Origin of the sequence: Olleya namhaensis (assembly GCF_900114005.1) — a bacterium.
GTDB classification, from domain to species: Bacteria; Bacteroidota; Bacteroidia; order Flavobacteriales; family Flavobacteriaceae; genus Olleya; species Olleya namhaensis.
This window is the reverse complement of the sequence record NZ_FORM01000005.1, coordinates 210,388-223,068: the sequence shown is the minus strand read 5'-3', so window position 1 is coordinate 223,068 and position 12,681 is coordinate 210,388. Positions and strand designations below refer to the sequence as shown.

The window sequence follows — 12,681 nt, the reverse complement described above, 5'->3', positions numbered from 1 at the left end:
TAATTAAACGTTAAAGCTTACTTAAACCGTTAAAAGTTAGTATTACTTATTCGTATTTTTAATAAAAAAAGTAATGCGAATTTTAATTACGGGAGCAACAGGATTAATTGGAAGCGAAATTGTAAAACAATGTCGCTTAAATAATATTGCTGTTAATTATTTAACAACAAGTAAATCCAAATTGTCTAAAGCCGAAAACTACAAAGGTTTTTATTGGGATCCCTCTAAAAACGAGATTGATGTGGCGTGCTTAGAAGATGTGCAAGCAATTATCCATTTGGTTGGTGCTAGCATTTCTAAACGTTGGACAGAAGCGTATAAAAAGACTATTTTGTTAAGTCGTGTTCAGACCTCTCAATTAATATTCAATACATTGCAAAATAATCCTAATCAAGTTACTCAAATTGTTTCAGCTAGTGCTATTGGTATTTATCCAAATTCATTAACTAATTATTATACGGAGGACTCGAAAGAAGTTAGCACGTCCTTTTTAGGTCAAGTAGTGGAACAATGGGAGCAAGCAGTAGATGCCTTTTCTAGTTTGGATATTATGGTTTCTAAAGTTAGAATTGGATTAGTCCTATCTGCAAAAGGCGGAGCGCTTCCAGAAATGGCTAAACCTATTAAGTTTGGCGTCGGTGCGGCATTTGGGTCTGGTAAACAATGGCAATCTTGGATACATATTTCAGATCTTGCTAATTTGTTTTTACATGTTTTAGAACATAAATTAGAAGGTATTTATAACGGTGTAGCACCAAATCCAGAGACTAATACTTATTTAACAAAAGCAATAGCAAAGCAATTAAAAAGACCATTACTATTGCCTAATATTCCAGAGTTTGCAATGAAGCTTATTTTAGGAGATATGCATATCTTGTTATTTGAGAGCCAACGTGTAAGTTCTCAAAAAGTTGAAGAAACAGGTTTTAATTTTATACATTATAATCTTCAAAGCGCCTTACAGGAGGAGTATTAGGATGATTTGTTTACAATAGTTTGTTATACTGTTTTTATTGATTCCTTTTGGATAGTTCATCTTCAGTGATATAGCCATCATTATTTTTGTCTCTATTTGTAAAATTTTCTTTTAGTTTTCCTTTGGCTTCGGTTTTCGAAATCTTTCCATCCCTATTATCATCCATTCTTTTCAGCATATTCGCGAAATTTGGTACTGAATTTGGAGTGTTTATTTCAGACAGTTGTTTAGGGTCAACTTGTGTTTTATTATTTTCAACTATACTGTCATTACAAGTAATAACCATTAAGTCTTGAGCGTATAACACTGTGTTATTATAATTTTCACGAATTTGGGTAGTCGTTGCTTCTTCATCAATTGTTGCAAATGTAAAGTGCGTTAATACTAAGTTTTTAGTATTGGCTTCTTTAGCCATTTTAGAGCTTTCTGTTAAATTAACATGGGCTTTTTCTTTAGTTGACTGTTTGTTAATCTTGTTATTTGTAGCATTTCTTTTAGAACCAGCCGCAATTGCACCACCAGAATCCATTATTAAATAGTCCGCATTTTTAGCTAAAATTGGTAATGATTCAGAATAGGTTAAGTCTCCAGAAATTACAATAGATTCATCACCAACATCAAATCGATAGGCTAAAGTTTCAATAGTATGATTTACTAAGGTGTATGACACTTTGATGTCTCCGATATAAAAGGGAGTATTCTCTGTTAGGTTTTTATTTTTAAAGTTGGATAGAACATCATTTAAACTTCTATCGGATTTAGAGAGTCTATACGCGATGTCTTCTTCATAAATATCTAAAATATTATCAACTATAGAAGCGGTTTGTTTTGGACCTGCAATTATTATTTTATTTCCACCAAGTAACGATTGAATAAAAATTGGCGCAAATTCCTCATTATGGTCTAAATGATGATGTGTAAATAGTAAGCCATCAAGCATTTTAATCTTAGTATTGTTTTTGTTTAGATTGGCCTGAGTACCATTACCCATATCCACCAATATTTGTGTGTTTTTATAAGTGATTAATACTGACGGTCCAGAACGTTCTGTATTATATTTAGGTGATCCAGAACCAATAATTGTAGCTGTTAAATGATTTATGTTATTTTGAGCAGACAATTGTGTTCCTAAAAAAAGGAGTACTAGTATTAAGTATCGTGTCATGAGGTATGATTTGATACTTGGACTATTAGTTTTATTAATGGTTTAATTTAGGACTTGTGATTAATAGGGCTTTTGTTCTTTTAGAAATATTAGTTAATTACTATTATTTGATTTTTTTTCTTCTAGTCTTTATTACTTTATACCTAAGATCATCATAGAACAAACTTATTAGTAAAATGACAGCACCTATAATCAAGGTATTCAACTTTAGGTTTACTTTAGAGTAAAAGAATCCACCAATAAGTCCACCAGCAAAAAAGAATAAAATGATATAAATACGAAGTTTAATATTTGCTTTTAGTTTTGCTCTTATGGTGTCAAATTTTGGAAAAAACAATAGAGAAAGATCAATACCTAGATCGGTAAAAAGACCAGTAAGATGTGTGGTCCTAACAACTGCATTTGAAATTTTAGTTACAAAAGAGTTTTGAAGCCCCATTGCAAAAAGAAGCAAGCAAACAATAATGTTGGGAGAAGTGATAATTATAAAATTACTTAAACAGCCAATAGATATTAAGATAAAACATTCAATAAGTGTGGGTAAAACGTAAACATTTAGCTGTTTGTTTTCTTTAAAAAATTCAATTAAAAAACTAGAGGTAAAGGATCCTAATAAAAATGAGAATATATATAGAAAATAGATCGTTCCTTTCCAAACGTCAAGATCAGCAACGTCCGTTATAAATAGTGCAAAATGACCTGTTACATTTGTTGTTAATTGTTTGAAAGCTAAAAAGCCTACAACATTAACAATTCCGGCAACAAAGGATAATACCGTAGCAATACGCAGATTATGTTTTAAGTTTCTGCTTTTGCCTTGATGTCTAAACATTGTTTTTTGTTTTAGTTACTATAAGTGATAAGCAATTACTGTAACGTCCATTTAAAAGCTTTGTCTTTAGTTGCTCTAAAAATGGTGTTGTGTTGTTCATTAGGGGCATCAGAGTATTGCCAAATTAAGTTTTCTGGCGCCTCTGCTTTTAATAGTTTGTCTAATTTGTTTGTCGCAATGGATATGTCTTTAGCGTCAGATCCTGCAAACCAAAATTTAATTTCTTTATTGTTTAATGCAGCTAATTTATCCGATGCAGTTTTGACTAAGTGCATATCATTCCACCATAATGATGGATCCATAGCTATATAAAAATTAAAAGTATCTGGTTTTAGTAACATGGTTTCGACAACAAAAAGACCAGCTAGAGATTCGCCAACAATACCCTTTCTTTCATTTGTGCGGTAACGCGAATTGATTTCAGGAAATAACTCATCAGTAATAAATGCTCTAAAGTTTTTAGCACCATCCGTTAATGGACAATATTGTTCATCTTCTTTAACTTTAGAAAATCCGGATAAATCTCTTCTTCTGTCCGTGTTTTCTATTCCAACAAGAATAATCGGAGAAATGCTTTTTGATTTTATAAGTTCTGCAAGTGTATTAGCAATATGCGAGAAATCTTCTTTAATTCCGCCGTCAGGCATATACAATACAGGGAAGGTAGTAGTAGATGTTTTATACTCGGGAGGTGTCCAAACAGTGATAACTCTAGTTTCGTTAACTGCTTTAGAAGCTATTGTAAACGTGTCGTGTTCTGGTATTGGATCTATGATTTGTGTGTTGTCTTTACATCCAAAAAACACTAAACATAATACTAAGTAGCAGCTGATTTTTTTCATAATAACGATTTGACTACAAGTTAAAACAAAAAATAAATCAAGGTAAAATTATTGTCTTAAATTTTTAATTCTTTCCAGTAATGTAGGATGCGAATAATGCATAAAGACATAGGCTGGATGAGGCGTTAAATTACTTAAACTATTTTTAGACAATTTTTTAAGCGACGTAATTAAAGGTTCAGACTTAAAGGTGGTTTTAGCATAATTATCGGCTTGGTATTCAAACTTACGTGAAAACCAGTTCATTAATAACCCTGTAATTTCGGATAAAGGCGAATATAAAATACCAAACGCAATTAGTCCAATATGAAAACTTGGTGTTGTGACACCTAATGCTTCACTTAACATTGGATTTTCTATTAAAAGCGATAAAATATATAAGGTAAACCCAGTTAATATTACAGAGGTTGCTAAGTTAAAAATAATGTGTTTCTTTTTGTAATGACCAACTTCGTGTGCTAAGACAGCAACAATTTCATCTTCATTTAAGTCATTAACTAAAGTGTCATAAAGTGTGACACGTTTTTCGTTTCCAAAACCAGAAAAATAAGCGTTTGCTTTTGTGCTACGTTTAGAACCATCAATGATATAAATTTTATCTAAATTAAAACCTACAGTGTTGGCATAGTCAGAGATTGCAGTGCGCAAGCTTCCGGCTTCTAATGGACTTTGTTTATTAAATATAGGGACAATTAGCCTGGAGTAAAACAGGTTAACAAACACCGTGAAAACGGTTATTAATAACCAAGCATATATCCAAAATGTTGAACCTGTAGTTTGATAAAACCAAGTTAATGCACCTAATATTAAACCACCAATAAAAATGGTCATAAACCAACCTTTAATTTTGTCTAGGATAAAGGTTTTTCTTGTGGTTTTATTAAACCCAAACTGTTCCTCGATAACAAAGGTTTTGTAGTAAGAAAAGGGAGTGGTTAGTACATCACTACCTAACATGATTATTCCAAAGAAAATTAAAGTAATCAAAATAGAATGTTCTGTTAATTGTCTAGCTATTTGATCTACGTAAGCAAAACCATCAAAAAAGAAAAATCCTAATGTAAGTAATAAAGAAAATGTTGAAGTAAGCAACCCAAATTTATAGTTAGTAGCTTTATAACGTTGCGATTTTTTGTATTCTGCGTCATCATAAACATCTTGTAAGTCTTTAGGCAAAGCATCGTTATAATGTTTCGCGTTAAGCGCATCTAAAATGTTATCAATTATAAAACTGATGGTTATAATAGCTATTAAAATATAAAACAAAGTAGTTGCTGTCATTAGATTATTTAAAATTACGCTGACGTTTAGCTTCAAAAATTAATATTCCAGCTGCAACAGACACATTCATGGAGTCTATGGCACCTTGCATAGGTATTTTTATATTTTGCTTAGATGCTTTTCGCCAAGTATCACTTAAACCATCAGCTTCCGTACCAACTACAATAGCACTTCCTTTACTATAATCTTGCTCGTGATAATGCACAGCATCTTGTAAAATGGCACTGTAAATAGCAATATTATTTTGATTTAAAAAGGCGATAATATCTTCAGTTGTTCCTGTTGCAATTTGATTAGTAAAAATACAACCAACGCTAGAACGTACTATGTTTGGATTGTATAAGTCTGTTTTTGGATTTGCAATAATCACAGCGTCTACATTAGCAGCATCCGCAGTACGCAAAATAGCACCAATATTACCTGGTTTTTCAGGTGCTTCGGCAATTAAAATTAAAGGATTGTTATTATTAAAAACAATAGATTCTAATTGATGCGGTTTACTTTTGGCAATAGCCATGATGCCTTCCGTAGTTTCGCGATAAGCTATTTTTTGGTAGACGTCTTTAGAGACTTCAATGATATTGATAGTATCAGGGAAATCAATTAGTTTTTTGGTGTCATAAATTTCAGGTAACACTAAAATAGTTTCGATAGCATACTGTCCGTTTAAAGCCAATTGTATTTCGCGTTCACCTTCTAAAACAAAAGTATTTGTTTTTTTACGTTCGCGAGATTTGTCTTTTAATAAAACAATGTGTTTTATTAATGGATTTTGAGTGCTACTTATTTGTTTATTGCTCATGCTAATTTGTGTACCCTTTGATTTAGATTGTACAAATTTAAGGTAATTCTTGCAGTATACCATGCTAGGCATTTACTAAGAAAAATTTAGATGTTATGTTCGCAAACGATATCGTAAACCCTAGTAAATGCAAGGTTTTTGAAATATTAAAATGAAATGTTAAATAAAAATTATAACTTTTTTTATGTAAAGAATAGTAATTATTTTCGCGCAAGTAAAGAATACTAAAAAACCAATATTTAAATGAAACATTTATTTTACACATTATCCCTAGGGTTATTATTGTTTTCTTGTAAAACAGAAACAAAAAAAGAGGCCACTATTACTGCTGATACAACAGAAAAAATAGTTGAAATCGATATGACAAAATATCCTGAGAACTTAAGAAAAGTATTTGATGCTCATGGTGGTTTGAAGCTTTGGAAATCTATGAAAGCTTTAGAATTTACACAAGTAAAACCATCAGGACAAGAAATTACCATTACAGATTTAAAGAATAGAAAAGCTAAGATAGAATCCCCAGATCACGCAATTGGTTTTGATGGTCAAAAGCCATGGTTATTAAATAAATCTAACGTAGAATATAAAGGTTATGATCCTCAATTTGGATATAACTTAATGTTCTATTTTTATACAATGCCTTTTATTTTGTCTGACGACGGAATTAAATTTTCTGAGGCGGAAGCACTTACTTTTGAAGGTGTGACGTATCCTGGAATTAAAATTTCTTACGATAATGGAGTTGGAGCAACACCAGAAGATATATATGTGCTATACTATAATGAGGATACTTTTAAAATGGAATGGTTAGGATATACTGTAAACTTTGTACCTGGAATAGATACTAAGGAGTTACACTTTAGAAGATATAGCGAATGGCAATCTGTAAACGGTTTAATTTTACCTAAAGTTATAACAGGTTACGGTTTTAAAGATGATAAGCCAACGACTCCAAAAGCACCAAATGTTTTTACAAACATTAAATTAACAAAAACAGCTCCAGATCAATCGTTATTTGATAAGCCTGAAAAAGCAAATTTTGTAAATTAAAGACAACATTAAATTAATTAAAAGCTTCAGTATTTAACTGAAGCTTTTTTTTGTAATGAATATAATTAATTACGACTCAATTAAAATACTTAAATAAAACAGAATATAAATGAAACAATTAGTGTACACTTTAGCCTTAGGATTATTACTTTTTTCTTGTAAAGGTGAAGTTAAAACAGAAACAACAGTTGAAACAGATTACTCAAAAGAAACACTTGACGTAACAACGTCAATCTATCCAGAAAATATATCTAATGTATTTAAGGCACATGGTGGTTTGGATAATTGGAATCAGATGCAATCTGTTGCGTTTACAATAAATAAGCCAAACGGTAAGGAGGTAACTGCTGTAAATTTAAAATCTAGACGGTCTTTAATTACAATGCCAGATCACGTTTTAGGATATGATGGTAAGACCGTATGGTTAGATAATAAAAGTGCTGAGGTTTATAAAGGTAACCCAAAGTTTTATTATAATTTAATGTTCTATTTTCATACAATGCCATTTGTATTGGCTGATAGCGGAATTAACTATGAAGTTACAAAACCTTTAAGTTTTGAAGGTGTTGAATATCCTGGAATTAAAATTAGTTATGATAATGGTGTAGGAGAGTCATCTGATGACGAGTATGTGTTGTATTACAACCCAACAACATTTAAAATGGAATGGTTAGCATATACTGTTACTTTTAATAGTAAAGCTAAAAGCGAAAAATGGTCGTTTATTAAATATAGTAATTGGCATACTGTTGAAGGTATGGTATTGCCTGAGACTTTAACATGGTATATTGTTGAAGATAATTTACCAGTTAAAAAACGTAACGATTTACAGTTTACTGATGTTACTTTATCTAAGCAAGCATTACCTGCAAGTACATTTGCAAAGCCAGAAGCTGCAACTGTAGTAGAGTAAATACTACGATTAATATTATAAAAAAAAGCGACCCATTGGGTCGCTTTTTTTATTTTTTAAAGTTTATCCGATTATTTCCATTAGGATTTAGAAATGTGCCGGTATACATTACGTTTTGTAATTCTATATCTAAACTTGGTCTTATATCTAATGTAACGCCTTCAAAAGATTTTCCGATATTAGTTGTGTTTATTATCAATTGACCTTGTCTCATTTCATCTAAACGATCAATTAGGACTAGTGTTTCATTAATATTAGTGCTAATAGCTTTTAGTCTATCATACACATTATCAAAATCAGGATAATTTATTACTTGTACTGGCTTACTAGTATTAGACTCTACTATAATTTCTTGCGAAAAACCTAAGTAACTTACAAGTGTTAAACTAAGTGTCAAAAAATATTTCATAGCTATAGTTTTAAAATTAGTACTGTTTATTTCTTATACTTCTCAGAATAACGCTTGTATAATTCTGTTTGGTGCGTTTCTAAGCTAATAGTGCGACCTTGGATAAAAGCTTGGTCTAATTTGTTTGTTCTCATGTCTAAAGCATCACCTTGGCTAATAAAAAGGGTAGCGTCTTTACCAACTTCTAAAGAGCCTACGATGTCATCTACACCCAATATTTTAGCAGTGTTTAATGTTATTAAGCTTAGTGCTTGTGCTTTTGTTAATCCGTGTGCTACGGTTGTCCCAGCTAAAAATGGTAAGTTTCTAGTGTTCATACGCTCCATATCTCCAGCATTTTCCAAACCAACTAAAATACCTGAATTTACTAATTGCGTTGCTAATTTGTATGGCAAGTCGTAATCATGATCGTCTCCTTTTGGTCTAGAATGTGTACGTTGCAATAATACAGGGACGTTGTTTTGCTTTAATAGGTGGGCAACATTATTAGCTTCATAACCACCAACAATAACAAGGTGTTTTATGTTTTCTGCTTTAGCAAAATTGATTGCATCTGTAATTCCTTTTTCATAATCTACATGTACAAAAAGCCTTTTACTACCATCCATTAACCCGTTTAGCGCTTCAAAAGGCAAATCTTTTGGTGTTGTTTTATTAGCGTTATAGGCTTTGCTTTGTGCAAAATAATTGGTTAATTCTTCAATCTCTTTAGCGTAGTTTTTGTTTTCTTTTAAAACATTTGGTTCTCCTAACCACCAGCGTCCTCTAGAGTAGTTGCTTGGCCAGTTTAAGTGAATGGCATCATCAGCCTTAATCGCTGCATCTTCCCAGTTCCAAGCATCTAATTGTACAACACTTGATGTTCCAGAGATACGTCCACCACGAGGTGTGATTTGCGCCATTAAAACACCATTAGGTCTCATAGATTCTACTACTTTAGATTCGGTATTATAAGCAATTAGACTGCGGATGTGCGGATTCATAGCGCCAACTTCGTCTTCGTCATCACTAGCACGTACAGCATCAACTTCAACTAAACCTAAAGTCGCATTTGGTGCAATAAAGCCAGGGTATACATGTTTACCTTTGGCATCTATAATGGTTCCTTTTCTTGCAATTTTTGAGTTAGCACTACCAACAAAAGTTAGTGTACCATTTTCAAACATTATTAAGGCGTTTTCAATAACATCACCATTTCCTAAATGTGCTGTTGCACCTTCAATAGTAATGGCTTGGGTTTGTTTATCTCCAGGCGTTTGTTGTGCAAAACTAATTGCCGAAACACATAACGTTAGGATTAATATTTTGAGTGTTCTCATGATTTATTATCGTTTTATTTCCGCTTAAGCGAAAAATTTATGAGTGTATATTTTACGTTTTACTTTAGGTATTGACTAGTGTTGGTGGTCAATAGAATCACAATGCAATAGCTCTTTTTCTTTTTTCTCAATAGGTTTTGTTTTTAACCCTTTGTTTTTAGCCTGCAGCATTAGCATGGTTAATTCGTTTTTTTCCTTTTTAATAGTCTCTCTTAGTTTAGCATCACGCTCTAAATCAAAATAAACTTTTCCTTCTATGATAGTTTTTTCAGCTTTAGCGTAAATAGATAATGGGTTATCACTCCATAACACAACATCTGCATCTTTACCAACTTTAATACTACCAACACGATCATCGATATGTAATAATTTAGCAGGATTTAATGTTACAAATTTCCAAGCGTCTTCTTCGCTAATATCTCCATATTTTACAGATTTAGCAGCTTCTTGATTTAAACGTCTAGACATCTCTGCATCATCACTATTAATAGCAACTAAAACACCAGCGTTGTGCATGATTGGTGCGTTAAAAGGGATGGCATCGTTAACCTCGTACTTATAAGCCCACCAGTCAGAGAATGTAGAGCCTCCAACACCGTGTTCTACCATTTTGTCAGCTACTTTGTAACCTTCTAAAATATGTGTGAATGTGTTGATTCTAAAATTGAATTTTTCGGCAACCTTCATTAGCATATTAATCTCACTTTGCACGTAAGAGTGACAAGAGACAAAACGTTCTTTATTTAAAATTTCGGCAATAGTTTCTAACTCTAAATCTTTACGGTAAGGTTTACCACTTTTCTTTAGAGCATCATACTCTTGCGCACGTTGGAAGTAATCAGTAAACACTTGCTCAACACCCATTCTGGTTTGCGGAAAACGCGTTTTAGCATTGTCTCCCCAATTGGCTTGTTTTACATTTTCTCCTAAAGCAAATTTGATGAATTTAGGGCTGTTTTGGTAGACTAGATTATCGGCTTTTTCTCCCCATTTTAATTTAATAATAGCCGATCGTCCTCCAATTGGATTGGCAGATCCATGTAATATTTGGATACTAGTAACACCACCAGCAAGGTTACGGTAAATGTCTACATCTTCAGCATCTAAAACATCTTCAATAGTTACTTCGGCAGTACTGTTGTGTCCTGCTTCGTTAACACTTTCTGTTGCAATATGCGAGTGCTCGTCAATAATCCCTGACGTTAAATGTTTGTTTGTTCCGTCAATAACTGTTGCATTACCAGCACTTAAATTAGTACCGATTTTTGCAATCTTTCCGTTTTTAATTAAAACGTCTGTATTTTTAATAATACCATCTTTCTCATTAGTCCAAACCGTTACGTTTTTAAACAATAACGTTTCTTGTTGAGGTAGGCTTTCCATACCATACGCCATATTTGGATACGTTACAGGATATATAGTTGGTGTTTTATCGTCTTTGTCCTCGTTGTCTTTTTTGTCTTCCTTTTTAGCATCTTTTACCTGTTTAGTTGCAAAAAATGTCCCTTCGTTACCATTAGGATAAAATAATTTACCACTTAATGTTTTTGGGTTGGTAACGTTAGTGACTACTCTTATAAAGTCCTTTTTAGTACTATCTGCAGCAGCAAACGTTAATTGCATCCAATTATCACTAAAGCTTATTTTAGAACCATATTCTTTAGTACTTGTTTTAACCTTAGATTTTAGTTTTTCAATCTCACCAGAAATTTCTAACTCATACGCCGTATTGTCAAAATTAAAAGTGTAGCTACCACGTAAGTCTTGGGTATTCATTGCTGTTAATTCGTCTTTGATACCAGTTACCCAGTTTTCGTAAATGGTAGTTTCTTTATCAAAAACATCACCAGAAGTAATTAAAAAGTTAGCATAAGCACCAGATTTAAGATGACCAAGTTCTGAAGATTTTCCAATAATTCCGGCAGGAATAGTCGTTAATGCTTCTAAAGCTTTAGTTTTATCTAAACCATATGCAATAGCTTTTAAAAGATTAGGCATTAACGCTTTAGCATCTTTTAATTTGTGAGTCGTTAACGCAAACTGAATATTGTTTTCAGCTAAAATTTTAGGATTAGCAGGACTTTGGTTCCAAGCTTTTAAATCTTCAAGGCTAACAGACTGCGCTAAAAGCGGGTCTTCCATATCATACGCATCCGGAAAATCTAATGGTAAGATAAATTTAGCGTTGGTGTTTTTAATATCGCTGATCAACTCATACTCATCACCACCACCAACAAATACATATTGGATACCAAATTGATCTCCTAATTTGTCAAAACGTAACGCGTTTATCTTTTTGCCAGCATCAAAAAACTGAACCAGATTTTTGTTAGCTATATACGCTTCTAAAGCGCGGTCTTTTTCTTTAATATTACCTTTAGCATACCAATCTGCATCATGGTTTACTTGGCGTAATAACGCCATAGTCCCCATCAAAGATGTTGGATAAGCCTGTCTAGAGGTTTTACTTTTAGACGTTCCAGAATACTGACCAACCCTATCGTCCAATAATCTAGTAGCATCACTACCAGAAGCTGCTAATGTTACTAAAACACCAGTCCCTTGTATAATACCATCATCAATATGCGAGTTTACAACACCAAAACCAGCTTTACGTAATTCTTGAGCTTTCTTGCTATCAAACTCAAATAAGTCTATTGCATTTTGGTCGGGTCTAATATGGTCATTCCAGTAAAAACCTTCGCGACTAGCATCATATTGTGGGTTTCTTCTATTACCAGATGCGGCACTCGGTTTTTTAATACCAAAATCTGAATAAATATCAATAAAAGAAGGGTAAATAGATTTACCAGTCACATCAATAACAACAGCGTTTTTCGGGATAGTAACAGATGCTCCAGAAGAGACTACTTTACCATCCTTAATAAGTAAGGTTCCTTTTTCAATAATTTGATTAGGAGTGACATAAATTTTAGCGTTTGTTAAAGCTGTGTAATTAGACGTGTTGGTTTTTACGCCATCGTTTTTTGGAACGTACTCTTGTGCAAAAGAAAAATAACCGCACAACAGCAGGCTTAATGCTGCCCATTTTTTAATCATTGGTTGATAGTTTAAGGTTGTTTAAACACTAA

11 protein-coding genes are annotated in these 12,681 nt (G+C 32.6%); 3 read left to right on the top strand and 8 right to left on the bottom strand.

Translation table 11 applies throughout. The annotated features are described in order from the left end of the window. Window positions 1-73: 73 nt before the first annotated feature. A complete protein-coding gene (locus tag BMZ09_RS09750; RefSeq protein WP_090839978.1) occupies window positions 74-976 on the top strand; it encodes a TIGR01777 family oxidoreductase in 903 nt (300 codons plus the stop codon). 34 nt (window positions 977-1,010) lie between these two features. On the opposite strand, the gene BMZ09_RS09745 is transcribed toward BMZ09_RS09750, so the two are convergent. From BMZ09_RS09745 to BMZ09_RS09725, 5 genes are all read right to left on the bottom strand, one after another. Continuing rightward, on the bottom strand, window positions 1,011-2,141 hold the full coding sequence (locus BMZ09_RS09745) for an MBL fold metallo-hydrolase (RefSeq protein ID WP_143067808.1): 1,131 nt from the start codon (window positions 2,139-2,141) through the stop codon (window positions 1,011-1,013). A 103-nt stretch (window positions 2,142-2,244) separates the two neighbouring features. After that, window positions 2,245-2,973: a YoaK family protein gene (locus BMZ09_RS09740; protein WP_090839976.1), complete on the bottom strand. Its 729-nt coding sequence runs from the start codon at window positions 2,971-2,973 to the stop codon at window positions 2,245-2,247. 35 nt (window positions 2,974-3,008) lie between these two features. Beyond that, a complete protein-coding gene (locus BMZ09_RS09735) occupies window positions 3,009-3,815 on the bottom strand; it encodes an alpha/beta hydrolase (protein WP_090839973.1) in 807 nt (268 codons plus the stop codon). 48 nt (window positions 3,816-3,863) lie between these two features. Next, the gene (locus BMZ09_RS09730; protein ID WP_090839971.1) at window positions 3,864-5,096 is read right to left on the bottom strand and encodes a M48 family metallopeptidase; all 1,233 of its coding nucleotides are present in this window, start codon (window positions 5,094-5,096) and stop codon (window positions 3,864-3,866) included. Between the two features lie 4 nt (window positions 5,097-5,100). Continuing rightward, entirely contained in the window at window positions 5,101-5,898 is a 798-nt protein-coding gene (locus BMZ09_RS09725) for a TrmH family RNA methyltransferase (protein ID WP_090839969.1), read from the bottom strand. A 243-nt stretch (window positions 5,899-6,141) separates the two neighbouring features. On the opposite strand from BMZ09_RS09725, the gene BMZ09_RS09720 reads away from it, so the two are divergent. After that, window positions 6,142-6,948 carry a DUF6503 family protein gene (locus tag BMZ09_RS09720; RefSeq protein WP_090839967.1) on the top strand — a complete coding sequence of 269 codons (807 nt, stop codon included), beginning with the start codon at window positions 6,142-6,144 and terminating at the stop codon, window positions 6,946-6,948. A gap of 109 nt (window positions 6,949-7,057) precedes the next feature. Beyond that, entirely contained in the window at window positions 7,058-7,861 is an 804-nt protein-coding gene (locus BMZ09_RS09715) for a DUF6503 family protein (RefSeq protein ID WP_090839965.1), read from the top strand. A gap of 49 nt (window positions 7,862-7,910) precedes the next feature. On the opposite strand, the gene BMZ09_RS09710 is transcribed toward BMZ09_RS09715, so the two are convergent. From BMZ09_RS09710 to BMZ09_RS09700, 3 genes are all read right to left on the bottom strand, one after another. Next, window positions 7,911-8,270 (bottom strand): hypothetical protein, encoded by a 360-nt coding sequence (locus BMZ09_RS09710; RefSeq protein WP_090839963.1) that lies wholly within the window; start codon window positions 8,268-8,270, stop codon window positions 7,911-7,913. A 26-nt stretch (window positions 8,271-8,296) separates the two neighbouring features. Then, a complete protein-coding gene (locus tag BMZ09_RS09705; protein ID WP_090839961.1) occupies window positions 8,297-9,589 on the bottom strand; it encodes an amidohydrolase family protein in 1,293 nt (430 codons plus the stop codon). Between the two features lie 75 nt (window positions 9,590-9,664). Further along, entirely contained in the window at window positions 9,665-12,649 is a 2,985-nt protein-coding gene (locus tag BMZ09_RS09700) for an amidohydrolase family protein (RefSeq protein WP_090839959.1), read from the bottom strand. Between the last annotated feature and the right edge of the window lie 32 nt (window positions 12,650-12,681).